Annotated in this window: 21 protein-coding genes and 1 pseudogene; 20 read left to right on the top strand and 2 right to left on the bottom strand. The window is 45.1% G+C overall.

The features are described 5' to 3' along the window. The first annotated feature begins 173 nt into the window (after positions 1–173). The 13 genes from LKE33_01640 to LKE33_01580 all read left to right on the top strand — a co-directional run bounded on the left by LKE33_01640 (position 174) and on the right by LKE33_01580 (position 15,298). On the top strand, positions 174–1,385 hold the full coding sequence (locus tag LKE33_01640) for a pyridoxal phosphate-dependent aminotransferase (GenBank protein ID MCH3949628.1): 1,212 nt from the start codon (positions 174–176) through the stop codon (positions 1,383–1,385). Between the two features lie 476 nt (positions 1,386–1,861). Continuing rightward, positions 1,862–3,142, top strand: a complete 1,281-nt coding sequence (locus tag LKE33_01635) for an aminotransferase class V-fold PLP-dependent enzyme (protein ID MCH3949627.1) — start codon at positions 1,862–1,864, stop codon at positions 3,140–3,142. A gap of 41 nt (positions 3,143–3,183) precedes the next feature. After that, on the top strand, positions 3,184–4,404 hold the full coding sequence (locus tag LKE33_01630) for a dicarboxylate/amino acid:cation symporter (GenBank protein MCH3949626.1): 1,221 nt from the start codon (positions 3,184–3,186) through the stop codon (positions 4,402–4,404). Between the two features lie 9 nt (positions 4,405–4,413). Further along, positions 4,414–4,872, top strand: a complete 459-nt coding sequence (locus LKE33_01625) for a RidA family protein (GenBank protein MCH3949625.1) — start codon at positions 4,414–4,416, stop codon at positions 4,870–4,872. A 122-nt stretch (positions 4,873–4,994) separates the two neighbouring features. Continuing rightward, positions 4,995–5,951 carry a threonine/serine dehydratase gene (locus tag LKE33_01620; protein ID MCH3949624.1) on the top strand — a complete coding sequence of 319 codons (957 nt, stop codon included), beginning with the start codon at positions 4,995–4,997 and terminating at the stop codon, positions 5,949–5,951. Between the two features lie 809 nt (positions 5,952–6,760). Next, positions 6,761–7,981 carry a dicarboxylate/amino acid:cation symporter gene (locus LKE33_01615; protein MCH3949623.1) on the top strand — a complete coding sequence of 407 codons (1,221 nt, stop codon included), beginning with the start codon at positions 6,761–6,763 and terminating at the stop codon, positions 7,979–7,981. 283 nt (positions 7,982–8,264) lie between these two features. After that, positions 8,265–9,197 (top strand): LysR family transcriptional regulator, encoded by a 933-nt coding sequence (locus tag LKE33_01610; protein MCH3949622.1) that lies wholly within the window; start codon positions 8,265–8,267, stop codon positions 9,195–9,197. A 740-nt stretch (positions 9,198–9,937) separates the two neighbouring features. After that, the gene (locus LKE33_01605; protein ID MCH3949621.1) at positions 9,938–10,141 is read left to right on the top strand and encodes a ferredoxin family protein; all 204 of its coding nucleotides are present in this window, start codon (positions 9,938–9,940) and stop codon (positions 10,139–10,141) included. A gap of 1 nt (position 10,142) precedes the next feature. Beyond that, positions 10,143–11,279 carry a 2-oxoacid:acceptor oxidoreductase subunit alpha gene (locus LKE33_01600; protein ID MCH3949620.1) on the top strand — a complete coding sequence of 379 codons (1,137 nt, stop codon included), beginning with the start codon at positions 10,143–10,145 and terminating at the stop codon, positions 11,277–11,279. A gap of 1 nt (position 11,280) precedes the next feature. After that, positions 11,281–12,102, top strand: a complete 822-nt coding sequence (locus tag LKE33_01595) for a thiamine pyrophosphate-dependent enzyme (protein MCH3949619.1) — start codon at positions 11,281–11,283, stop codon at positions 12,100–12,102. Between the two features lie 2 nt (positions 12,103–12,104). Beyond that, on the top strand, positions 12,105–12,656 hold the full coding sequence (locus LKE33_01590) for a 2-oxoacid:acceptor oxidoreductase family protein (GenBank protein MCH3949618.1): 552 nt from the start codon (positions 12,105–12,107) through the stop codon (positions 12,654–12,656). A gap of 15 nt (positions 12,657–12,671) precedes the next feature. Continuing rightward, entirely contained in the window at positions 12,672–14,150 is a 1,479-nt protein-coding gene (locus LKE33_01585) for a succinate CoA transferase (protein ID MCH3949617.1), read from the top strand. Continuing rightward, positions 14,147–15,298 carry a hypothetical protein gene (locus LKE33_01580; protein MCH3949616.1) on the top strand — a complete coding sequence of 384 codons (1,152 nt, stop codon included), beginning with the start codon at positions 14,147–14,149 and terminating at the stop codon, positions 15,296–15,298. Before LKE33_01585 ends, LKE33_01580 begins: the two co-directional genes overlap by 4 nt. Positions 15,299–15,808: 510 nt before the next feature. Here LKE33_01580 and LKE33_01575 read toward each other — a convergent pair. Then, positions 15,809–16,762 carry a LysR family transcriptional regulator gene (locus LKE33_01575; protein ID MCH3949615.1) on the bottom strand — a complete coding sequence of 318 codons (954 nt, stop codon included), beginning with the start codon at positions 16,760–16,762 and terminating at the stop codon, positions 15,809–15,811. 43 nt (positions 16,763–16,805) lie between these two features. Here LKE33_01575 and LKE33_01570 point away from each other — a divergent pair, with 43 nt between their 5' ends. The 4 genes and pseudogenes from LKE33_01570 to LKE33_01555 all read left to right on the top strand — a co-directional run bounded on the left by LKE33_01570 (position 16,806) and on the right by LKE33_01555 (position 21,549). Next, the gene (locus LKE33_01570; GenBank protein MCH3949614.1) at positions 16,806–17,990 is read left to right on the top strand and encodes a LeuA family protein; all 1,185 of its coding nucleotides are present in this window, start codon (positions 16,806–16,808) and stop codon (positions 17,988–17,990) included. Positions 17,991–18,035: 45 nt separating this feature from the next. Further along, entirely contained in the window at positions 18,036–19,421 is a 1,386-nt protein-coding gene (locus tag LKE33_01565; protein MCH3949613.1) for a hypothetical protein, read from the top strand. Positions 19,422–19,744: 323 nt separating this feature from the next. Beyond that, positions 19,745–20,594 (top strand): annotated as a pseudogene (locus tag LKE33_01560) (transketolase). Positions 20,595–20,598: 4 nt separating this feature from the next. After that, the gene (locus tag LKE33_01555; GenBank protein ID MCH3949612.1) at positions 20,599–21,549 is read left to right on the top strand and encodes a hypothetical protein; all 951 of its coding nucleotides are present in this window, start codon (positions 20,599–20,601) and stop codon (positions 21,547–21,549) included. An 89-nt stretch (positions 21,550–21,638) separates the two neighbouring features. On the opposite strand, the gene LKE33_01550 is transcribed toward LKE33_01555, so the two are convergent. Further along, positions 21,639–22,529: a LysR family transcriptional regulator gene (locus tag LKE33_01550; protein MCH3949611.1), complete on the bottom strand. Its 891-nt coding sequence runs from the start codon at positions 22,527–22,529 to the stop codon at positions 21,639–21,641. A gap of 234 nt (positions 22,530–22,763) precedes the next feature. Here LKE33_01550 and LKE33_01545 point away from each other — a divergent pair, with 234 nt between their 5' ends. Genes LKE33_01545 through LKE33_01535 form a run of 3 tightly spaced genes read left to right on the top strand, consistent with a single transcriptional unit; the run spans position 22,764 to position 26,270 of the window. Next, complete coding sequence (locus tag LKE33_01545; protein MCH3949610.1) at positions 22,764–23,939, top strand: iron-containing alcohol dehydrogenase family protein; 1,176 nt, start codon at positions 22,764–22,766, stop codon at positions 23,937–23,939. A gap of 20 nt (positions 23,940–23,959) precedes the next feature. Then, positions 23,960–25,279: a hypothetical protein gene (locus LKE33_01540; GenBank protein MCH3949609.1), complete on the top strand. Its 1,320-nt coding sequence runs from the start codon at positions 23,960–23,962 to the stop codon at positions 25,277–25,279. 25 nt (positions 25,280–25,304) lie between these two features. Beyond that, complete coding sequence (locus tag LKE33_01535) at positions 25,305–26,270, top strand: hydroxymethylglutaryl-CoA lyase (GenBank protein ID MCH3949608.1); 966 nt, start codon at positions 25,305–25,307, stop codon at positions 26,268–26,270. Positions 26,271–26,348: the final 78 nt, after the last annotated feature.

Here is a 26,348-nt window from a genome sequence, read left to right as displayed (position 1 = left end):
GCTTGTTATATTTTAATTATACTGTATTTATGCGGATTCACAAGAAATATAATTATAAGTTTTTTCGTATGCTAAGAGTCAGTTAAATAAATTGGGAAAACAAGCCGAAATATGATACGCTTAAATCAGAAAAGTCAGAATATCTTAATACCAGAATTTCAGGAGGCATTCATATGGACATCTTAACAGAAAAATTCAAACGTCTGGGCATTGACAACGCACCGGGACAGGAAGTCCTGCAGAAAGAAGTTCCTCTGGATCTTCGCGGGGATCCGCTGCCGGGGCCGGCTGTGAACTTCTCTCACGGTGACGTGGATGCCCATATCCCTACGCCGGGATCTCTGGACCTTTTCATAGAAGGGTTTAAAAAGGGCGGCTGCGTTGCCTACACGGAATATCGCGGCGGTAAGGGAGAACGCGATGACGTGGCTGCCAAGCTCGCTGCTTTTACGGGCGCACCCATTGACCCGGACCGCGAAATCATTATTACACCGGGTACGCAGGGCGCATTGTTCCTGGCACTGGGCTGCCTTGTAGGCCGCGGGGATAAAGTCGCCATTGTCGAACCGGACTATTTTGATAACCGCAAACTGGTGGAATTCTTTGAAGGTGAACTCGTCCCGGTCAAGCTGGATTATCTGAGCCAGAATACTTGTGCCGGTGTGAACCTGGATGCCCTGGAAGAATCCTTTAAGAATGGCGTCAAGCTGTTCCTCTTTTCCAATCCGAATAACCCGACGGGCGTTATTTATTCGGCAGAAGAAATTGAAGGCATTGCGGCACTGGCCAAGAAGTACAATGTCACGCTTCTCGTGGATCAGCTTTATTCCCGTCAGATTTTCGATAATCATCCGTATACGCACCTGCGTGCCCTGAAGAACCGTCCGGAAAATATGCTGACCATCATGGGACCATCCAAGACCGAATCTCTCAGCGGCTTCCGTCTGGGCACGGCCTTCGGGACGAAATGGATCATCGACCGTATGGAAAAACTGCAGGCTATCGTTACGCTGCGGGCTCCGGGCTATTCCCAGTACGTGCTGAAATGCTGGTTCAATGAACCGGAAGGCTTTATGGCAAAGCGCGTGGCCGAACATCAGCGCATCCGCGACGACTTGGTGGCGCTCGTCCGCTCCCATGAAGGGTGCCGCGTCAGAACGACCGAAGGCGGCAGCTACATCTTCCCGCAGCTGCCGGAACTGGATGTCAGCATCAGCGATTTCGCGAAAATCGTACGGAAACTGACTGGTGTGGCCATTACACCGGGTACCGAATTCGGACCTCAATTTACACGGAATTTCCGCGTGAATTTCTCACAGGATCATGATAAAGCCATCAATGCCATTGACCGCGTGCTGCAGGTCATGGAACGGTATAGAAAGTAAAAACATTGTTTTAAAGAGCTGCTGCATTTTCATGCGGCAGCTCCTTTTTTGTTCCTTGAAAAATAGTACTGAAAATGGAGACAGGTCATAAAATTAAAACATAAAACATCGAATTATAAAAATAAAATATTAAATAATGTTCGAAATAAATCTACTGGAATAATATATTAAGTTATTTTTACCTGAATTTATAAAATTGAAAAATCAAAGTACCTATGCCGAATAAATGAAAAATAACTATAGGAAATTTTATATACTAAGATACTGAAAAAGGTATTAGAAGAAGAGATTGTTAAATGATATCATTTATTATATAAAGGATAAAACCGAACGAAAAATTATAAAGCGAGAAATTATAGAATTGTAAACTATTATAACAATTATTAAGTTTAATTTTTTTCTGCCACGGACGTATTGGCAGAAAGTTATTGCTTATCATATTCCAATGGCAGGTCAAATCACAGGAGGTGCGGTACATGGAGCAAAGTTATTTCAGCGATGATTTCATTAAGGAAATCAAAAGTAAGTTCTACTATGTGGATGAAGATCCAAAAGGAAGAAAGAGACTGTTTTTTGAAAATTCTGGAGGGTCGCTGCGCTTAAAGGCAGCCGTGGAAGCCAAGGCAAAATACGAAATGATTCCGGACTGCCCGGAAAGATATCATGATATCTCTATGCATTTAAGGGCTGTCAAGGAAAAAGGTATTCATGATATTATGCAGATTATCTTTGGCGCGAAGGAAGGACAGGGTGCCCTCGTGACGGAACTTACTGCTTCGCAGGTCATGTTCCGTATTGTGCGGGTCATTTTGGAAAATGCGAAGGGCAGCAACGTCGTTGTTTCTTCCATTGAACACCCTTCTGCTTACGACGCTGTTGCCGTTTATGCCGGACGCACCGGGCGTGAAGTACGAGTAGCGAAAGCCAATCCCAAGACGGGTAATGTTGATGTGGATGAGGTCATCCGCCATGTAGATAAAGATACGGCACTGATCAGCGTTATGAGCGCTTCCAATATCACCGGCAGCATTATTGATATTAAGGAAATCGTAAGGCGTGCCCGTACTATCAACCCGGATGTCTACATTATCTCTGACGCGGTGCAGCACATGCCGCATGCCGTTCTTCACGTGTCTGAGTATGGGCTTGACGGTATGAATTTTGCTCCTTACAAAGCATTCGGTATTCGCGGCTGCGGGTACGGCTACGTATCTGACCGGGTTGCCAGGATGCCGCACGATAAGCTGATTGCCAAACCGGAAAAAGAATGGGAACTGGGGACGTTCCCGCATCCTAATTATGCTGCTATGAGTGCTGTCGTTGATTATGTGGCGTGGATTGGTACTCAATACACGGATTCCAAAGACAGAAAGACTCAGTATGATGCAGGTATATCGGCTATCCATAAACAGGAACTGTCGCTGCTGCACCATATGCTGGAAGGAAGCGAAAGCGTCAAGGGTCTCAGACATATTCCGGGCGTTGAAGTCTACACCGATACACCGGATACGGTAGACCGCGATTTGATTGCCGCTATCGGCATCAAAGAGTGGGACTATACCGCTCTGCGGGAAGAATATTATCGCCGCGGTGTGACCGTTTTTGAAAGAATCAATACCAGTCTGTACTCCAAACGGATTGTGGAGTCCCTGGGCCTCACGGGCTGCATTCGTGTATCACCGCTGCATTGCCACAGTTTTGCGGATATTGATCAGTTCCTGAAAATTACCGCAGATATTGCGGCGGAGAAAAAATAAATTAACGTCAGGGCACAGTAAGGTAAAGGAGTGTGGTTTGAATGGGAAAATTTTTTAAGATGGCCCTATGGAAACAAATTGTTATTGCCATTATCCTGGGTGGACTCATCGGGAAATTCTTCCCGGCGGCTGTTCCTGTCCTCAAACCTTTTGGGGACATTTTCCTCCGGCTGTTAAAGATGCTGATTGCCCCGCTGGTTCTCTTCACGTTGACGAGCGGCGTCTGCAAAATGGGCGATATTCATCAGCTTCGCCGTGTGGGTGTGCGGATTGTAGCCTTCTATGTGCTGACCTCTACTTTTGCTGCGGCGCTGGGTATGGGCTTTGCTATGATTACCCAGCCCGGTCAGGGTGTTACGGATCTGCTGACGACCGGCAAAGCAGCTAAAGCTGTTTCTTACAGTTTCATTGATAATGCCATTCAATGGATTCCTACGAACATCTTTGAATCTCTGGCTAAAGGCAATACGCTCCAGATCATCGTCTTCGCAATTTTCAGCGGCGTAGTGCTGCTGGCTTTGGGAGAACCATACAAGGGCTTTGTGGAACTCATCGATAAGGCAGCAGGCGTCATGCTGAAGATGACGGATTACGTCATGAAGTATTCTCCCATCGGTATTCTGGCACTGGTTGCAGATATGGTGAACAGCCTCAGCGGCAAGATGATGGCACAAGTGCTGAACTTTATTGCTACCGACTGGGCTGCCTGCCTCGTCATTATCTTTATCGTGCAGCCTCTGCTGGTTCGTCTCCTGGCAAAACAGAGCATGATGAAATATCTGAAGAACATCATGCCCTGTATGGTCGTGGCAGCCAGCACGACCTCTTCCGCGGCTACGCTTCCGCTGGAACTCAAAATTGCTCATGACAAGCTGGGTGTACCTGAAAAGATTTATGGTTTCTGCCTTCCGCTTGGCAATACCTGCAATATGAACGGCATGGCTGTAGCTATCGGCTGCATTTCAATTTTTGCTTCCAACCTGTTTAATGTGCCGATTACGCTCGGCTCCTGTGTCCAGTTCGTGTTCCTGGGTCTGGTGCTTTCCATCGGTGCTGCCGGTGTGAAAGGTGCCGGTATCGTGATGTCTTCCGTACTGCTTCAGACTCTGGGGTACCCTCTGACACTCGTGCCTATTCTCGCTGCTATCTGGCCGATTATTGATATTCCTCATACCACGGCAAACGTCAGCGGCGACTTGGCCGGAACGATTGTAGTTGCAAAATCTATGGATATGCTGGATGAAGAACTGTTTAATTCTTAAGGAGAAGAAATGATAGAAGATAAACTGCATGAACTTGGAATCGAACTGCCCCCGCCTAATCCGCCCGGAGCTATTTATACTCCTTGTGTGGTAGCAGGTGACCTGCTTTTTACGGCAGGTCAAACGCCGAAAAAAGACGGCAAACTGATCATGCGGGGTAAACTTGGTAAGGAAATTACTCTTGAACAAGGTAAGGCATGTGCCGAACGGTGCTGTCTGAGCTGTCTCGCTCTGATTAAAAAGTATGCGGGCAGCCTGGATAACGTAGAACAAATCGTTAAAATGACGGGCTTCGTAAATTCCGCACCGGAGTTCAATCAGCAGTCCAAAGTCATTGATGGGGCCTCCGAACTGCTTTATAAAGTGTTTGGGGAAAAAGGTGCTCATGCAAGGAGCGCTGTAGGCTGCGCCAATCTGCCCAACGATGCTCCCTGCGAAGTGGAACTGATTGTAAAAATCAAAAAATAATAGGGAAAATATCATACTGAGAAAAATGGAGATTTGGCTTTGAATGGGGAAGGGAAAGAGTACCAAAAGGCTCTTTCCCTCTCTTGTATATTCAGGTTCCTGAAAAATGGAGGTGTGTTTGTATGCTGTCACTGGAAGCAATCAAGGAAGCACAGGAAAGGATTCGTCCGTATGTGTACGAAACCCCGCTCATCAGACTGCAGAATCTCGATGAGATAGCTGGGTGCCAGGTATATGTGAAAGCAGAAAATATGCAGCGAATCAACGCGTTTAAAATTCGCGGCGCTCTCAATAAGGCACTGCAGTTGTCTCCGGGAACGCTGAAAAATGGGATTGTCACGGCTTCCAGCGGAAATCATGGCCGCGGCGTTGCTTTCGCCGGGAAATTACTCGGCGTTCCCGTAACGGTTGTCATGCCGGAAGGGGCTCCGGACGTGAAGAAGGAAGCAGTACAAGCATTGGGCGCCAAGATGGTGCTGTGCGAAAAATCGCAGCGCTTTATCATCGCCAGACAAATTGCGGAGGAAAAGAAAGCCTGCTTCATCCATCCTTTTGATGATTATGATGTCATGGCCGGGCAGGGTACGGCCGGACTGGAAATCATGAAGCAGCTGCCGGAAGCCGATGCTGTCGTCGTTCCGATTGGCGGAGGCGGGCTGATCAGCGGCGTCGCTTTTGCTGTGAAGAGCGTAAAACCGGAAATCAAGGTTTATGGATGCGAGCCGGCGCAGTGCAGCCGGTACACGGTCAGTCTTGCTGCCGGGAAACCTACGGAAATTAAATCAGGAAATACGATTGCTGACGGAACCACAAGTGCTAAACCGGGAGATAAGACATTCCCTATTGTTCAGGAAAAAGTGGACCAGGTGATTCCGGTAGAGGAAAAATATATCGCCGAAGCTGTAAAAACATTGGTACTCAAGGGAAAGATTGTAGCCGAACCGAGCTCCTGCATGACGCTGGGAGCTGTGCTACAGGGGAAACTTCGTTTCAAGAAAGAGGACAAAGTCGTCTTCTTCCTCTCCGGAGGCAACGTTGATTTTTCCCTGATTGATCGAATCTGCGAAGGAAAAATGTAAAGGAACATACGGGTCTTATCTTATCTGGGTAAAAAATCATACAAAATTTATTTCCCTTAGAACCATAATTCGGTTCCGGGGAGTCATCGTGGTACGAGAATTGTCTATACTGCAAATCGGTTCGAAGAGCTGCTGCATTAGTGTGCGGCAGCTCTTTTTTTCTCGGAAGTAGAACTATAAAAGTATTCGAATTGAAACCGATAAAAATTATAAAGGCAGCAAACTGACTTATTTTAACCGTATTTCTGAAATCATGAATGCGAAAGCATCTATCGCGAAAAATGATGGGTAACTATAGGTGATTCCGTATATTAAGTTACTGGAAATGGTATTAGAACGGCCATTCTTGAAATGATATTATTTATGATGTAAAGGAAAAGACGAATAAAAATCAGAAAAATGTGATTATAGCTTGATGGGCCCTGCAATCATAATCAAAGTTCATTTTTTCTGTTACTAAAAGTTCAGGCAGAATTTTATTGTTTATTGTATAAAAATGCCATATTGGATCTCATGGGACAGCGTATTCGAAGAAAGTTGAATTCGCGAAGCAGATAAAGGCCTTCAGAAAAAATGATAGTTATTTTTTGAAAATTCTGTAGAATTTACGTGCTTTAAGGCTGCTGAGTAAAAAGTCTTCATGAAAGTGAGCAGCTTATTTTTTTGATGCAAAAGGACGCGTTAGTAACGGAACTTGCCGCTGTATTGTCATCGTTTTGCAGATATTGACCGGTTCCTGAAAATCGCCGCAGCATCGCGGCTGAGCAAAATAAATTAACGGCAAACCATATTTGAGGAGAGTGATTTTGATGGGTAAATTCTTTAAGATGGCCCTTTGGAAACAAATTGTCATTGCAATTATTGTAGGCGGCCTGATCGGAAAATTCCTGCCGGCAGCCGTACCTTATATCAAACCCTTCGGGGATATTTTCCTTCGGCTCTTAAAGATGCTGATTGCACCGCTGGTTCTCTTTACGCTGATAAGCGGCGTGTGCAAAATGGGAGATATTAAACAGCTCCGCCGTGTGGGTGTGCGGATTGTAGCTTTTTATATTGTGACGTCTGCTTTTGCCGCAGCGCTGGGTATGGGCTTTGCCATGATTACTCAGCCGGGTCAGGGCGTCACTGATTTGCTGACGAGCGGTAAAGCGGCCAAGGCTGTTTCTTACAGCTTTGTCGACAATGCCATTCAATGGATTCCTACGAATATCTTTGAATCTCTGGCAAAGGGCAATACGCTGCAGATCATTATTTTCGCTATTTTCACCGGTATCGTACTGCTCGCCCTGGGGGACCCGTACAAAGGTTTAGTCGAAATGATCGATAAGGCCGCCGGTGTCATGCTGAAGATGACGGACTACGTCATGAAGTATTCTCCTATCGGCATCATGGCACTGGTTGCGGATATGGTAAAGAGCCTCAGCGGTGAAATGATGACGCAGGTCCTGAACTTCATTGCCACGGACTGGGCTGCCTGCCTCGTCATTATCTTCATTGTGCAGCCTTTGATGGTTCGTTTCCTGGCAAAACAGAGCATGATGAAATATCTGAAGAACATCATGCCTTGTATGGTCGTGGCAGCCAGTACCACGTCTTCTGCGGCTACGCTTCCGCTGGAACTTAAGATTGCCAATGATAAACTTGGCGTTCCGGAAAAAATCTACGGCTTCTGCCTTCCGCTCGGCAACACCTGCAATATGAACGGCATGGCAGTGGGTATCGGCTGTATCTCCATTTTTGCTTCCAATCTGTTTAATGTGCCGGTGACGCTCGGTTCCTGCGTTCAGTTTGTGTTCCTGGGCCTGGTGCTTTCTATCGGTGCTGCCGGTGTCAAAGGAGCCGGTATTGTGATGTCCTCCGTATTGCTTCAGACGCTGGGCTTCCCGCTGACACTCGTGCCTATTCTCGCTGCTATCTGGCCGATCATTGATATTCCGCATACTACGGCAAACGTCAGCGGTGACCTTGCCGGGACGATTATCGTTGCAAAATCTATGAATATGCTGGATGAAAAAGTATTTAATTCCTGAGGCAGCAAAGGGCGGGATATAAACTGCGAAAGCTTGGAATTAAGCGAATCCGCCCGGAGCTGTTCATACCTCTTGTGCAGCAGGTCACTTGCTTCTATGTCGGGATAGATACCAATAAGCAGCTCTGCCTGCAAAAATCAAGGGATTGATGTAAAACCGTTATAGCAGGAAAAGGTGACGGTTTGCAGAGAAGGGAATGTGAAAAAATAAACGTTTTTCACATCCCCTTCTTCTGCCATCTTCCTTCACAAAAACGAAAACTTGGATAAGTAAAGGAGGGATCATGATGAATCTGGATTTTTATCGAAACTTCGTAAAAATCGTCGAATGTGGTACCTTGTCTGCTACGGCTCGTTATCTTCATGTAGCCCAGTCTGCATTAAGCAGTCAGGTCAAACAGTTTGAAGAAGAATATCATTCCCAACTTTTTATCCGTAACGCCAGACATATGGAGCCAACGGAAGCCGGGAAGATTCTATATGAAAAAGCAAAGCATATGATTCTTCTGGAGGACGCGGCTCACAAAGAGATCCAAGCGTACGAGGAAGGAATCCAGGGTACCGTTCGCGTGGGCATGACGCAGGCGTACCCCGATACGATTATGACCCGGATTTTTTTGCAGTTTCGTAGGGAACACCCCCGCATCCGATTCGCAATTTATGAAATGAATTCCAATGAGATTGTAGGACTGCTGCGGTCCGGTGTCATCGAAATAGGAGTCATACGCACGGCGAATCTGCTGCCGGTTGACCTGGAAGAAGCCATCACTGCCAGGGAAAGGCTGAGTGCTTACTGCGGGTACAACAACCCGTGGATTTCGCCTTATGAAAAGGAAGTGCCTCTTTCTCTGCTGGAGCAGGTGCCTATTGCTATATCCCGCGGATTTTCGGGAACGCTGCAGTTTATCTTTGAACGAGCCGATATCCATCCCACCATCATGAGCATTTCAACGTCACGCAGCAATGCAATGATGTGGGGCAGGGAAAAGGAAGCCGTTGCCATTATTTGTGCGGGCGAGAAGGAAACGCTGGACGATGCAGAATCTTTCTGTCGTCCTCTGGTCTCTGATGATCCGACCGTGGCAAATAAACTCAATACGACCCGTTCGTTTGTGATTATGAAAGACCGGACATTATCGGCTGCAGCCAGAAAATTTATCTGTTTCAGCAAATGCCATCTTAATGAAGAGGCAAAAGATACTGGTTCCAATCGGTAAAAAGGGGACTGTGGAGAATGAAAACCCATTCTTCACAGCCCTTTTTCACGCTTTCCGCCGCCCGCAGCCCGCATTCCGCCTGTGGACGAAAAATGACAAGGCATTTTTCTTTGAACTTATAAAAAATAAAACCTGAAATTTAGGTTATCTGCTAAATTTCAGGTTTTACATCATATTTATTTGAATCAAAACCTTCACCACACTGCTGCAGCGAGGCTAAATACCATAATCCAAAAGCGCCTTTATTTTCTACTAGCTGCTCGCTGCATTCTATCTCAAGAATCCGCCAAAGTAGCTGTCAGCACTACAGTGCTAACCACTCTCCACTAGCCACTATCCACTTTACTGGGCTATATGCCATATGCCAAAAAGCTAAAAGCGCTTTTTATTTTTTCACAGCGCCTATCCTCTTTCTTGCCGCCTTTGGCGGCCACAGCGTCACAGCTTTCTTTTCGCGCGAAGCGCCACAGCTTTTACCGCCGCTGCCGTTTATAGAACTTCCCGATTGGTTGTATCGCAAAAAAAGAAAGTATACAGTATTCAGAAATAAAAAAGAGGGGAAAAGTAAAGTAATCAGATAAACCGTAAATAAATTGACAGAATATTTTACACATTTATCACTTTACATGATAAAACAGTTCGCATTTCGATGCTATTGTTATTGCCTGTGTAGTGGTAGGCTACAGACATGAAACCTATTTTCATACTACAGACAGTCATTCAGTAAAGGGGAGATCGAAATGGCGGTTAAGAAGAGACTTCACTTTGAATTGAATCCAAATTACTGCAAATCCTGTGGCCTTTGCTACGGAACATGTCCCAGAGAGGTGCTGAAAGCAGACGAGTACGGCAGACCGAAAGTCGTTAACCCGGATGCCTGCATTTTATGCAGACTATGCGAATTACGTTGTCCGGATTTCGCCATCAGAGTGGAGGGGATCTAAAATGAGCGAACAGTACAAAATTATGACTGGTAACGAAGCTTGCGTCAGAGGGGCTTTAGCTGCGGGAATGAGTTTTTTTGCCGGCTACCCGATTACGCCTGCCACAGAAATCGCTGAATTATCTTCCGAGCTGCTCCCTCAGCATGGCGGCAAGTTTATGCAGATGGAGGATGAACTTGGTTCCATTGCTGTCGTCATCGGTGCTTCGACGGCCGGTGCCAAAGCAATGACGGCAACGAGCGGCCCGGGTTTCACCTTGATGCAGGAAAATTTGTCCTACGGCATGATGGCAGAGGTTCCTTGTGTTGTCGTTGATGTGATGCGGCAGGGACCTTGCCAGGGCGTTGCTACCGTCCCGGCGCAGGGCGATTTCATGGAAGCGCGCTGGGGAACCCATGGTGACCATCCGATTATTACCCTGGCCCCCTGTTCCGTAGCTGAAACTTACTATCAAACGGTCCGGGCCTTTAATCTGGCAGAAAAGTACCGTACTCCCGTCATTATGCTGTCAGACGCAACACTGGCGCATATGAGTGAAAAAGTTCGCATTCCGGATCCGAGCGAGCTGACGGTTATCAATCGCACGAAACCTACCTGCCCGCCTGAGGAATATCAGCCTTTTGATAACAGTACCAATGAGGTTCATCCCATGGCCAGCTTTGGTGACGGATACCGTTGGTTTGCCAGCGGCCTTGTGCACGATGATACCGGTTTTCCTATCACCAGTGATCACAAAGCGATTAATGCAGCGATTAAACACCTGGTGGGAAAGATCAATGACCATGTTGCTGATATTGAAGCTTACGAAGAATATCGTATGGAAGATGCTGATATCGTTATCTTGTCCGTCGGCCTCGTGTCCCGCTCTGTAAAGAGTGCCATTGACAAGGCACGCAGCATGGGCATTAAAGCAGGACTGTTCCGTCCTATCACGCTGTGGCCGTTCCCCGGAAAGAGATTTGAAGAAGTGTGCGCTCATGCCAAAGCTGTCATGACCTGCGAGATGAACGAAGGGCAATTGGCGGAAGTTGCTGCGCAGTATGTAAACCTGGATCAAAGAATCATTCCGATTACTCAGAATGACGGCACGATTATCCGGGCTGAAAAAATTTTTGAGGCAATCAAGGAGGTTGGCTGATATGACGGAGCATGTGTTTGACAAATATCTGAGGGCAGATAAGCTGCGCACGATGTGGTGTCCCGGCTGTGGCAACGGTATTGTCGTGCAGGGGATTATCCGTGCACTTGATGAATCGGGTATCGATCAAAATAAAGTGGTTATTGTGTCCGGTATCGGCTGCTCCAGCCGTGCCGTTAACTACCTGAACACCTGCGGGCTGCATACGACTCATGGACGGGCTATTCCTTTTGCAACAGGCGTCAAGATGGCCAATCCCGAATTGACAGTGGTCGTGATTTCCGGTGACGGAGACTGCACGTCCATCGGGGGCAATCACCTTATTCAGGGCTGCCGCCGGAACATCGATCTGACGGTCGTTGTCGTCAATAACCTGAACTATGGCATGACGGGCGGGCAGTACTCTCCGACGACGCCTTTGCAGTCTATGACCAAGACTTCTGTTTACGGCAGTGTCGAACCGCCGTTTGATGTATGTCACCTGGCAGCCGGGGCCGGTGCTACTTATGTGGCGCGCGGCATGACCTACCAGCCTGTTCAGCTGAAGAATGTGATTTTGAAGGGTATCCAGCACAAGGGCTTTTCTGTGATTGATGCCATCAGCGACTGCCCCAGCCTTTACGGCAGACTGAATAAACTGGGGGATGCAGTGGCTATGATGAAACGCTGGCCCGAAATTGCCGTTCCTTTGGCAAAAGCAAAGAATATGTCGGAAGAAGAATTAAAAAATAAGGTTATCTATGGTGAGTTCGTCAATAATGACAACAGAAGAGAATATACCCAGATTTATGACGAAGTCATCAGGAAAGCTCAGGGGGTGTAATTATGGCCGACAGACATTATGAAATGCGTTTTGGCGGCAGCGGCGGACAGGGCATGATGCTGATGGGCGATGTACTGGCGCAGGCTGCAGGCATTAAAGAAGGAAAAGAGATTATCCTTTTGAAATCATACGGCCCCGAAGCTCGCGGCGGCGCCTGCCGGAGCGAATTGATTTCCGACCCGAAGCCCATTAACTATCCTGCTATCGTCAGACCGGATTTTGTGCTTGCCATGTCCCAGCAGGCTTGCGACAAATATACCGACGATATGGATGCTGAAAATGGAATCCTTTTGGTAGATTCCGGACTTGTTGAGCGGGTGCCTGAATCCATAAAGCACGTATATAGAATTCCTCTGACCAGGATTGCCAAGGATGAGACCGGCAGGGTGATTACGGCGAACGTCGTGGCACTTGGCGCAATCAGTGTCCTTTCCGAGATTGCCGGTCCGGACTCTGTGGAAGCAGCCGTCCTGAATCGTTTCCCGAAAAAAGTACACCCAATCAATATTAAGGCCTTTGAAGCGGGGGTTGCTGCTGCAAAAGCTTTGCTGTAGAAGGGGTGAACCTTTATGGAACGCGTTGTATCTGTACTGCAAAATAAAATTATGACAGCCGACGAGGCTGCGAAAATCATACAGTCCGGAATGACAGTGGGTATGAGCGGATTCACCCTTGTCGGATATCCCAAGGCGATTCCCCAGGCATTAGCCAAAAGTGGACATGCAAAAGATTTGACCATTTGTATCGGCGCATCGGTCGGCGATGATCTGGACGGCGTCCTGGTAAGGGCAGGTTTAGTCAGGAGACGTTATTCCTACCAGTCCAACAAGGATATGAGGAGTGCAATCAATCAGGGAACCGTGGGGTATAGTGATATGCATATATCCCACTTCCCTCTCCTGGTGAACCAGGGAGTCGGACCCAAAATCGATGTCGCCGTCGTCGAATGTACCGCGATTACGAAAGACGGCCTGATTCCTACGGCCTCCGTAGGTTCCATGGATGCGCTGGTACGCGCAGCCGATAAAGTCATTGTGGAAGTGAACCAAACGCTGCCGGAAGGATTTATCGGCATGCATGATATTTTTGAGGTGGGGGTTCCGCCTCATGCAAAGCCTATCCCCATTGTTAAAACAGACAGCCGTGTCGGTGTCCCGTACATTGCCTGCCCGTCTGAAAAAATAAAAGCCATCGTATTAACGGACGTACAGGACCAGCCGGCAAAGTTCAAGGCAGTGACACCTGTTTCCAGGCGAATCGGGGAAAATGTAGTAAGTTTCCTGAAACATGAAATTGAGGCCGGCCGCCTGCCGGAGAACTTAGGCCCCATCCAGTCCGGTGTCGGGTCGGTGGGAAATGCCATCCTGAGCTGCCTGACGACCAGCGGTTTCCGCGGCCTTACCATGTATACGGAAGTGATGCAGGATGCGGCGCTGCCGCTTATCGAACAGGGCGTTTTCGACTGCGTGTCTGCCAGTGCTGTTTCCCTCAAGGCAGAAACCCGGGAACATTTTTACCGCCATATCGATGATTTTAAGGACAAGATTATCCTGCGTCCTCAGGAAATCTCCAATTCTCCCGAAGTCATCCGCCGCCTTGGCGTGATTGCCATCAATACGCCCATTGAAGTGGATATCTACGGCAACGTCAATTCGACTCACATCATGGGCTCACAGATTATGAACGGGATAGGCGGCAGTGGAGATTTCACCAGAAATGCCCGCGTGAGTATCTTTGCTACCGAATCCATCGCGAAGGGCGGCCTGATTTCCTGTATCGTGCCCATGGTTTCTCACGTGGATCATACCGAGCATGATGTTCAGGTGATTGTCACCGAACAGGGCATCGCCGATCTGAGATGGAAAACACCGCAGGAACGGGCTGAATTGATTATTGAAAATTGTGCTCATCCTGACTATAAGCCGATGCTGAGAGCGTATTTTGAACACGCGAAAAAGGTGTCCAAAGGACAGCATACACCTCATGATTTGACACAGGCATTATCCTGGCATCAGCGTTTCCTGGATACGGGCACGATGAAATTATGATGAGTTTTGCGCTAAAAAGTACAGCAGTGGATCTTTTCGTCGTATTTTCCATTATTGTAGTTGGATACTTCATCGGCAGGATCCGCATAAAAGGAATCGGGCTGGGCACCGCTGCGATTTTCCTATCCGGTTTATTGTTCGGGCACTTCGGTGCCCATACGCCGGCCGTCCTGCAGATGGCGGGCCTGACCTTATTTATTACGTCTATCGGCCTTAGCGCGGGACCTACGTTTGTACAGCGCCTGAAGATGAACGGCAAAGCATATGTCGTGCTTTGTCTGACCATCGTCCTGACCGGGGCTGCCGTCTGCGCACTGGTCATCAAAGGCAGCGGTCTGAGCGCCTCTTTGGCTATCGGGATCATGACCGGAGCATTTACGACGTCTCCGGGATTTGCCGCCGCTAAAGAAGCGGTATCCGCCAGTGCTGAGGCAATCCAAAATGTGGCTGCCGGATATGGCGTGACTTACCCCGTAGGCGTCGTCTGTAAAGTCTTGTTCATTCAGCTGGTTCCGAAGCTTGTTCATGCAGATATGGAAAAGGAACGAAGCCTCATTGCCCTGCCGGAAAACCCGGACGCCAAAAAAGGAAAAGTATATGAAAAACTGGATACATGGGGCTTTCTTTCCTTTTCAATTGCAGTTGTTTTAGGAATTCTTCTGGGAGCTTTTTCTATTTCGCTTCCTGGCGGAGGAAAATTCGCTCTGGGTGCGACGGGCGGCTCACTCATCGTGGGACTGCTCATCGGACATATTGGCCATATCGGCAAATTTGACCTGAGACCCGATCCGCGAATTTATGGCCCGGCAAAGGAAATCGGCCTGATGTTTTTCTTTTCAGGCGCCGGCGTCGAAGGCGGTAAAGGCCTGATGAAAATATTGGTAGCGCACGGTTTCATGTTATGGGTCTACGGCTTTGCCATGGTAGCGCTCCCGCTGCTCGTCGGATTCTTGGTTTTTAGAAAGATTTTAAAGCTGCCATTACTCAATGGACTGGGTTCTATTGCCGCCAGCATGACGTGTACTCCCTCTCTTGCCGTTTTGATCCAGACGGCAGGGACGGACGATGTCGCGTCGGCCTATGCTACGACCTATCCAATAGCATTAACCACATTGGTATTCATTGTTCAATTTTTAGCTGCCCTCTAGTACTTAGATATGACTGAAAATATGTAGTTTTCACCTTTCGGAGTACGTTATGTTCACACGCTGCTCCATCATAACTATTGCATTTCCGTTTTTGCTCGAATACAAATCCATACCTCACCCTCTTAACGAATGACGCGTCAGAGAAGATTATTTCTCTGACGCGTCATTCGTTTATGAAGGTATTAACATGAGCAGCAGCTAAAAGCTGGCGATAGTTTCGTTTGCATTTTATTTGCCAGGGCGCAGCTTTGGCGGCGGTGTTTGGTCTTGTTTGGGCGCAGCGAGAAAAGAGGGAACCACGGTGAGAGCCGACTGCGGTATATTTTTCACTGCTCCAACGCTGATGGAAATAAGGTGAAATCATCATTCAGGATTCAATCTAAATAGCCAGTTTTAAATCAAATGAAATGTTTAAAAGCGTGGCTAGAGAATTAATGTATATATGCAATTATAAAGTTGCATATATTCAATTTTTATATTCTTTCTAATTGCAGAAAAATATGATATTTTCTAAACAGATACTGGGGGCTTGATATCAAAAAAGAGCTCCCTCATAAGCTTGCAGAAGGTCTTTCCAAAGGCAGGGATGACTTTATCTTTAAGAGAGGCAATAACGATGTGGTTGTGTGCTGGAAAATTTTTTATGGGAAAAACTCTTAACAGGTTATCTTTATGCAGTTGATTTTGTTCCGTGATTAAAGGTAGGTACATAGACCAGCAAAAAGAAGCAGCATAATTTTGAGCGCTTAAAAGGATGTGAAGGTCCATTTGAGATAATTCCATTACTGGATAGATTTTAATGCCATGGGCTACACACCACTCATCGATGCAGCGTCTGGAAATTGAGTTCTCGTGATTTAAAATAAATGGCATATTTCTTAATTGGATGAGATCGGCCCCATCATTGGAAAATTGTTTCCACATCTCCATGTGGCCGAAATCTTGTATTAACTTGCTCGATACTACAAGGTATAACGTTTCTTCTAGTACAGAATGTTGACGAAAATGAATCGGATCTATGAAATCTCGATCAATTAGGGCGATATCTAATTCATTGCGCAGGAGTAACTCTTTTAGACGAAAAGATGGAGCCGCGGTCGGAACCATACGTACTTGAGGGTACTCTTGCTGCATTTTAGCTGAAATCGGAGGAAAGACAATTCGAAAGCGACCTTCCGGTGTACCAATCCGGAGAATCCCAACATTAGATTTGTGTATTTCTTCGATACGCGTTTTTAAATTTTCCTCTATGACAGTTATGTCTTCCATGGAACTTAGCATAGCTTTTCCAGATTCAGTTAACGTAAGTTTAGGAGACCTGGTAAAGAGTGTCGTATGATATTCTTTTTCTAAATTTTTAATATATTTGCTTAAATTCTGATGGGAGACGTGAAGCTTTTTCGCCGCTGAGGAAATGCTTTCAGATTGACAAAGGACTCGAAAATATTCTGTGTTGAATAACATGAATTATGCACCTCAATAAAAGAAGGAAAGGTAGGTAGATAACATGAAACGGAGAGTTAGCCCCTATAATGTAGTTCCACAAATTGCGCATCCGCCGATTATTTGTGACGTGACTTTGCGTGAAGGTGAACAAACTGCCGGCGTCAGTTTTTCGCAAGCAGAGAGGGAACACTTTATAGAGCTATTGGAGGCTGCACACCTGCCTCAAGTTCAATTATACAATACTTGGCATGGAGAACAAGTTGATGAGCGGGCCATGCAAATTAATGCTGATCTTTGTGCGGTTCCTCGTAAGTATTTAAAAACTGAAGTACTTAACTTCAATACATCTGATATGAAACAATTAAAGCAGATGATTGACTTGCAGGCTGAAACGAAGCCGGATATTATTCATGCTTCTTTTTCATTGAATGCTGCAACTGAAGAGGCGCTGGTGGATGAAGAACATCGTATTCAGGAAACTGCAGAATATATTGCTTCTAAAGGTCTCGAGTGCAATATTAGTTTGATTAATGCAACACGTTCCGATGCTCGTATTCTTGCTCGTATGGTCAAGGCTGCTGCTAAATCCGGTGCATCCAGGGTCAGACTGGCTGACACCGTAGGGGTGGCAGATCCGAGCGGAATTGAGAATATGTGCCGCACTGCATTGTCTGCACTCGAAGGGACTTCAACGATTCTTGGAATTCACACTCACAACGATTTTGGCTTGGGCTTGGCAGACGCATTAGCTGCTATACGGGCAGGTGCTTCACTTGTGGATGGCTCGGTTAACGGCCTGGGTGAGCGATGCGGAAATGCATCTTTGGTGGAAATAATTATGGCGTTGGAAGGTATGTATGGGATTAAAACCGGAATTGATTGTACATTGCTGTTAAAAATAGCTCAGTATGTGTCCCAGATATCTGGAATTCCTATTCCCACAAACATGCCCTTTGTTGGAAAGTATGCTTTCTCCGATAGCTTGGCAGCTCATATCCTCATGTCTGTTAAAGATCCATTGGCGGTACAAGGTATTTTACCGGAAGAATTTGGAAGCAAACGACTTGCATTTCTTTCGAAAAATATCACTGAGGAAGCGCTGTGGGTATTGGTGCAACGACAAGGGCTGTCTCTAAAAAAAGACGATATGAAAGAACTGTATAACCTCATTTGCCGGGAAATTGATGCACAGAAGGGTAAAGTTCTAACGGAGGAAGATTTGCCAAGGCTGGCAAAGGAATTATGAGAGTTGGTTTAGGGTGTAGGTCTCTGGAAGAAAGGAAGTCGAATTATGAATCCTCTTAAGACTGTTATTTTGGATGGCGCGATATTAAGTCTTCTGCTCCTTATAGGTATAATTCTTCGGAAACATAGTAAGTTTCTCCAAAATTTGTACTTGCCTGCATCATTAATTGCAGGGTTCGTAGGGCTATTTCTCGGGCCGCAAATCTTAGGACACTTTACTGGATTTTCTCTCCCCATTGGAAAGAGTATTGCTCAGTGGCCGGGACAACTTACTTCTATTGTCCTTGGACTGGCTTTCGTCGGTGCAAAACCATCCAACAATTTTGGCCGCATTGCCTCAGAAGGGGTTACTGTTTCTGGTCTGATGCATCAAACACAAGTATTGGTCGGGTTGGGACTAACCATGCTTCTTATCCCCTTTTTCCCTGAATTACCTGTGAGCTTCGGCTTTACCCCCGTTTTTGGTTTTCATGGCGGGCATGGTACTGCCAATGCCGTTGGTGTGGCTCTTGCCCAATATGGTTGGCCGGAAGGTATTTCAGTAGCAAACACGATGGCAACAGCCGGATTGATGTCGGGTATCATTTTAGGAATGATTGTCATTAACATAGGGGTGCGCAGAGGCTATGCACAAAAAGTTTTGGAGCCTCAATCTATCCCTAAAAGTATCCAAGAAGGAATAGTTCCTGTTTCTGAACGTAAACCTATTGGCGTTGGCGTTTCATACGCTGATGCTTTGGATCCTCTTGCTCTCCAGCTTGCCATTACGGGTTTTGTTTTTGGCGGGGCAACCTTATTATCTAAGGGATTAGTCATGATTCATCCGCTGCTTAAGGAAATACCGCATTTTGCCTGCGCCATGGTTTTTGGTGCCACCTTTAACTACGTTATGAGAAAACTTCACCTGGAATCGTATATAGACAGAGCAACAATCACTCGTATTTCCGGCGTCGCCCTTGATTACCTTGTTTGTGCAGCAATTGCTACGCTTTCTCTTAAAGTATTTTCTCTTTATCTGGTACCTCTTGTCCTGACTATTGTCGTCATGATTGTAGTAAACCTTATTGCCAATTTCTATTTCTCTTGGAAAATATTTGATGTAGATTGGTTTGAACGTGCTGTGGCCAGCTATGGACTTGAAAGTGGTGTTTTGGCTACAGGCCTGATGCTTTTACGTGTTGTAGACCCTAACTTTGAAACAACGGGACAAGATTCTGTTGCATCAGCGGTTTCGTTACTATATCCGCTGGCCATTCCTTATGTGGTATTAATGCCGCTTCTTTCCACAAAAATTCCAGCTTGGATTCTTTGGTTATTTAGCTTTGCTATCTGGCTCGCATTTTACATTGTTGCAAGACGTTCGTTCTGGCACAAAAATCGTAAATTTTCGGATATACTTAGTTCTAAGAGTAAGGCACCATGTGCTCGTTGATTGAAAGAAGTATATTTAATATTTGTGAATTTTGGTCGGAAGAAGTGTGTGTTGGTTTCAAGTACTGTTAAAAAGCTATAAAAAGGCAACTATCGAATAAAAAAGATGGCTGTGAAGAAAAGTTGTTTTTCTCCACAGTCATCTTTTTTATTTTTGAAAAATAATAGAAAACTTTTATTAACTTGATTAAAAACTAGTATTAGACGCTTATTTTTTCTGAAGTATAAACTAAAACTGTAAGGAGATAATCGGTAGAAAAAGTAGAAATTTTCAGATTATTTTTGAATAAAATTTATAGAAAGTTATGATAGGAGGATGTAGTGATGAAAAAAGAGCAAATTCTGAAACTTGAGAAAGCTGCCTATGAAGTCAGAAAAAATCTATTAACACTCGCCTCTAAAAAGTCAATTCACATCGGAGGAGATTTGTCGATTACTGATGTAATGACTGTATTATGGCAGTATCAGATGCATTATAATCCAGCCGATCCGCATGATGAAAACAGGGATCGGTTTGTGCTATCAAAGGGCCATGCATCAGCTGCTTTGAATTTTTGTCAGGCAGCCATAGGATGTTACGGCGTTGATGACGTAATGAAAGAATACGATTCCAGCGGAGGAAGATTCTCTATGCATCCATGTAGTTTTGAAAATCCCTACATAGAAGTATCCACAGGATCATTAGGACATGGCCTGTCAATTGCTAGCGGAATTGCAATGGCACTGCGCTTAAAACATAATTGGAAAAATCGAGTTTATGTGATCATGGGAGATGGTGAACAATCCGAAGGTTCAGTTTGGGAAGCTGCCATGAATTCTGTCCACTATAACCTGGGTAATTTAGTCGCTATAATTGATCAAAATGGATTGGAGTCAGATTGGTTTCGTAGATGAAATTACCTCGTTGGGGAATATCGCTGAAAAGTACAGGGCATTTGGATGGAAAGTGAAAGAAATTGATGGCAATGATATCCCTTCTATCTTGCAGGAATTTGAACAGCTGCCTCTGCCTTCTTCCAGGATTCCAACTGTTATCATCTGTCATACGACCAAAGGAAAGGGAGTTTCTTTTATGGAAAACAGCCCAGCTTGGCACAAAGGAAAACTTTCTCCTGAACAATATTCAGAGGCAATGGAGGAGTTAAAAGAATATTATAACAATGAGGGGAGATGAAATCATGTTTGCCTATGATTTTGATGATAAAAGGGTCCTGCGGGATGAAATAGGGGAATACCTGCCCTACTTAGGAACAAAAAATGACAAAATGGTTGTGATCAATGCTGATCTCGGGAAAACGTGCCGCACAAACAAATTTAGGGAAAAGTTTCCCAACAGGACCTTTAACGTGGGCATTGCTGAGCAGGATTTGATAGGTTTTGCAGCAGGACTAGCTCACGAAGGCTTGCTGCCTTTTGTCTTTTCAATGGCTAATTTCATTTCCATGAGGGCTTGCGAACAGTGCAGGACAGATGTAGCTTATGGAAATTTAAAAGTACGCCTTATCGCTATTTACTCGGGGCTGTCGAGCGGAATGTCAGGCGCTACTCACTGGGGGATGGAAGATTGTGCAATCATGGGCAGCATGGCCAATATGACTGTCGTGGAGCCTAGTGATCCCGTGCAAGCAAGAAAAATGTTAGATGCTTTGTTAAATTACAATGGCCCTGTGTATATGAGAAATACTGTTTACCCAGTTGCACATATCTATGACGAAAGCATCTATTCTTTTAATATAGGAAGAGCATCTATTGCTCATGAAGGACAGGACGGTGCGTTTATTTGTTCGGGAGTTACTACTCAATTTGCTGTAAAGGCGGCTTTGCAAATAGAACGAAAATTGGGGAAGAAAATTCGTGTTGTAGATATGCATACGTTGAAACCCATTGATAAAAATGCAGTGATAGAGGCAGCAAAAACAGGGCGTATTGTTGTGGCTCATGATCACAATGTGGTTGGAGGATTAGGCTATTATGTGGCCGAAATATTAGCTGAATCAAAAATGTCCCCCAGTTTTATCAATTTGGGGATTCCTGATACTTTTCCTTCTCTGGCTTCGGCGGAAAATCTCTACCATGCCTTTGGGTATGATGCGGAAGGACTCGAGAAGGCAATGATTCGATTGTTGTGAATTTTAGGCTCGATAATGTAACGAATAAAATCCCAGAAATCATTTTTGATTTCTGGGATTTTATTCGTTGTCATTAGGTAAACATATGATTAAAAAGAATTCGTTCCGTGTAGATAGGATATAATGTAATCTCTTACTCTGTGAACGGGAGGGATTAAGGTAATCTCACTTTTCCAGGATATGTAAATTGTACGTACAAAACCAGATGAAGCAATTTTAATCCTTTTGACAGGCATCAGGGATGTTAAATGGATGTCGGGGACAATGGTAACTCCATCATTTTGTGCTACATATTGCAGGGCAGCTGCACATTCATTTGCTTCTGCCACAATATTGGGTTTAACACGGATTCTTTGGAAACGTTTGTCGAGCAATTTCCTGAGCGCACTGCTTGAGTCGAGCATAATGAATGGTTCATGAGCAATTTCGGAAAACGAAACACTGTCTCTTTTTGCCAACGGATGACTTTTATGAACCATGAGATACAGTTCTTGGGTAAATAATGGTACTGAAATTAAATCCGGATCAGTGTCAGCAGAGATGATTAAATCGACTTTTTCATCTTTTAAGGCATCCACCAATCCAGTCTGCAAATCTTGGACATATTTAAATTTTATGTCTGTATTGCTTTGTTCCCTTTTAAAGGCATCAATAACTTCTGGAATAAGAGTTGTACTCAGACTATAGATGTATCCTATTGTGACAGTTCCGGCATTGGCATTTTTCATGGAGTGAATATAATCCACGCCCTTATCCAACATATCCAGTGCTTGGTTTACGTATTCCAGAAAGCATTCACCATATGGACTGAGGCTAATTTTCTTCTTTGCTCTTATAAAAAGAGGAACTTTTAACTCTTTTTCAAGTTCTGCAATCGCATAACTCAGGCTAGGCTGAGAAATATGCAGTGCTTCAGCTGCTTTGGTATAATGAAGCATTTTTGCAAGCGTCTGAAAGTATTGAAGCTGTAGTAATTTCATAATATCACCTGCTTTCTGAATCCCCTCTCACTCCAGTTTATTATAGCATACGATTACCAAAAAATAGGGATTATAGAATTCTTCTATCAATACAATCTGAATCAAGTATTAGACGGTCTATAACGTGAAAGATAAAATAAAGACAAAGAAAGACAGAAATCATTAAATAGTTAGAACTTAATGAACTTTCTGTATTTAAAGCGCTGCGGTAAATTGTTGGAAGGGGTGAGTGAGATGCTGCAGGCCAACTTTGCGAACAAGATTGTGTATGGAGAGAACTCCTTGGAGTTTTTGGAGAAGGTTGAAATGAGTCGGGTGGTTGTATTTGCGGATCGGGTTTTTTGCGAATATAACAAGGACGTTTTGGAGCTGATGAACTCTATATTTGAAAAAAGAAACGTCAAACATTGGCTCTTCTACGACGAAGGAAAGGAACCTACTCTAGGATTCGTTAAGGAAAATTCTAAAAAGCTGATTGAGACTCAACCGGATTTAATTATTGCCATTGGCGGTGGGGCAGTAATGGATTCGGTCAAAGTCATGGAAGTGTACTATGAGCATCCTGACATTACGGATGAGGCTTTAATGAATCGGTTTAATCTTCCTCCCGTACAGCGTAAAGCCAGACTGCTCTATATTCCGACGACGAGCGGGACAGGATCCGAGGTTTCTCCAATTGCTGTAATTTATGTACCTACGGGAAATCCTCAGGTTCCGCAAGTAAAGAAAGGAATTGCAGATTATCAATTGATTCCTCATTACGTGGTGCTGGATCCTCGGTTTACGGTAACCGTGCCATTTAAGATTACCGGAGCAACCGGACTGGACGCTTTTGCACATTGTATAGAAGCTTACGTTAATAAGAATCCTAAAAACTCCTTCACAGATTTATTTGCATTGGAAGGTATGAAAAGGATAGTTGCTAATTTGCCGATCGTTTTAAAAGAACCTGGTAATCTTAAGGCCAGAGCTCAGATGCAGATTGCCGCAACGATGGGTGGTATCGCCTTGGCCGGAAGAGGTTCAGGCGCTTCCCATGGATCTGGTAAACAACTTGCAACATTGGTTCATATGCCTCACGGCACATCTGTAGCACCTCCGATGGAACAAGTGATTCGCCTGAACTCCAGGAAATGTCTTAAGGAGTATGCAGAGGTTGCCAGATATTTAGGCGTGGAAGCAGCAACCGATGAAGAAGCTGTTGAAGGGCTGATCAAAGAATGGAACAAACTGATGGAAGTTACCAAAACTCCAAAGACCATTAGCGAGTTGGGAATCAGTCAGGATAAATTCAATGCTTCTTTGGAGACTATTGTTAAGAATGCTCAAAATGATCCTGCAATGAAGGGAAACCCAGTTGTTTTAACGGCCGACGAAATTAAACAGATTTATTTGAACTTAAATAAATAGTTAGGGAGGAGGGCCATATAATGACATTCGCATCCTTATTAAAAGACTGGCAAGTATTAGCTGCTTTAATGCTGCTGGGCTTTGTGGTTAGAGAAATTTGCAAACCAATCCAAAAATTATATATTCCAACGTCTATGCTGGCAGGTTTTTTAGGATTGATTCTAGGACCTCAGGTTTTGGGTGTAATTACTATTCCTAAATCATTCAGTTCCTATGCAGGTGCTCTGATTGGGCTTGTTCTTACTTGTATTGTTTTGGGAATCACTTTTGATAAAAGTCGTTTTCGTAACTACGTTGATTATGCATGTGTCTGCATAGCTGTTTGGGGAATGCAGCTGATGGTTGGGGCTCCACTGGGTGAAGCACTCTCTCAAGCTTGGCCGTCGCTTCCTAAAGGTTGGGGGCTCCTTGGTGTATTTTCCTTCTGGGGCGGCCATGGTACTGCAGGCGCTGCCGGGACTCAGCTTGATAAACTTGGCGCAGAAGGTGCCCTGAGCATGGGTATGATTCTTTCCACGATAGGACTTATGTCCGCAGTTACTATCGGTATGGTTATTGTAAACTGGGGGATTCGTAAGGGCTATGCTCGATACACTAAAATCCCTGAAAGTGGATACGATCCAACGTTGAGTGGTGTTCTTCCTGAAAATTTACAAAAGCCTATAGGTCACGTAAAAGTTTCTTCCAACGGCATTAACGCCTTGGTATTGCAAATTTGTTTGATCCTTTTTAGTATGTGGTTAGGTCAGCTGATCCTGGGAACTCTGGGAAATACGATTTTCCCGTGGGTCAAGAAACTGGGATCTCTGGTTAACGGTATGCTGGGAGCAGCTATTATTCGTATTATTATGTCGAAGATGCACTGGAATGGATATCTGGATAAACCGACAATCAGCCAGGTTTCAGGATGTGCCCTGGATGTTTTGATCCTTGGCGCTGTTTCTACGATGAAACTTAGTCTTGTCAGCACGTTTATCGTTCCTATTATCATCTACTCTGCTGTTTTGCTCGTACTTACTATCTTGGTATCGCTGTATTTCTGCAGAAAATACTGCAAACTGGAATGGTTTGAAAAGGCCTGCTGCCTGTTTGGTATGGCATCCGGTGCAGTTCCTACCGGATTGGCGCTTGTTCGTGCAGTTGACCCTGATGGGAAGTCTTCAGCTCCGGATGCCCAGGGCGTTGCTTCCTCCGCATGGGCTCCGGTTTACGGCTCTATGCCGGCTATTTTGCCCGCTCTTTATTTCAGCGGTAATTTAATGGCGTGCATTGGAATTGGTGCCGCTAGCTTCTTCATTCCGCTTATCATCGGATGGGTTATGTTTGCTAATAAGAAATAACATCACTTGAACGAGAGGAGGGATTATGGTGAATGAAGAACTTCCAAAATCCATTACTATCTGTGAAGTAGGTACCAGGGATGGACTTCAGAATGAAAAAACGATGGTCTCTGTCGAGGATAAGGTAAAATTAATAGATGATATGGCCGCAGCTGGTTTTAAGGTAATCGAGGTCGGATCTTTTGTAAGTCCAAAAGCTGTCCCTCAAATGGCAAACACAGATGAAGTCTTTAAAAAAATAAAAAAGGTTAAAGGCGTGGAGTATCGTGCTTTGATTGCCAACTTAAGAGGTGTGACCAGAGCTATAGACTGCGGGTGCCACAAAGTTAAATTGAATGTATCGGCAAGCACTGCACATAATCTTGCAAACCTGAATTGCACGCCGGAAGAAAGTGTTGGTCGTTTTGGTGAATGTGTTCAAAAAGCAAAAGAAGCAGGGCTGGACGTGTCCGGATCTATTTCGATGGTATTTGGTTCTCCCTGGGATAAAGAAATCCCTCTTTCGGATGTAAAAAGAATTGTTGAGGCATATCTGGCCGTTGGAGTATCAGAAATCTCTTTGTCTGATGCTTCGGGTATGGCATATCCGGTTCAAGTTAAAAGAATCTGTAAGGAAATGCGCAAATCTTATCCGGAGGTGAAATGGTGGCTGCATTTCCATAATACCAGAGGATTGGGGATTGCCAATATCATGGCTGGTCTGGAATGCGGGTTCACTAACTTCGATACAAGTTTTGCCGGTGTTGGCGGGTGCCCGTTTGTGCCTGGTGCAGCTGGCAATGTCGCAACGGAAGATGTACTGCATATGTGTGATGAGTCTGGAATTGACACAGGGGTAGACCTGGACAAGGCAATCCAAATAAGCAGGGAAGTTGTTCGCATTATTGGTCACAGTACGGATAGTTATATCCTCCGAGCTGGTAAGTCGAAGGATCTGATTCGTGAGATTCCTACAAGACAGATCAAAAATCAGACATTAGCTAAAAAATAATAGATAAGTTCTATCGATTTTCAAGAATTCTGGTATTAGACAATGAAAAACTAAAGGTATAGAGTTATTATTGAAAGT

The organism is Acidaminococcus sp., from assembly GCA_022482815.1.
Taxonomy (GTDB): domain Bacteria; phylum Bacillota; class Negativicutes; order Acidaminococcales; family Acidaminococcaceae; genus Acidaminococcus.
This window is presented reverse-complemented; position numbering and strand designations above follow the sequence as displayed.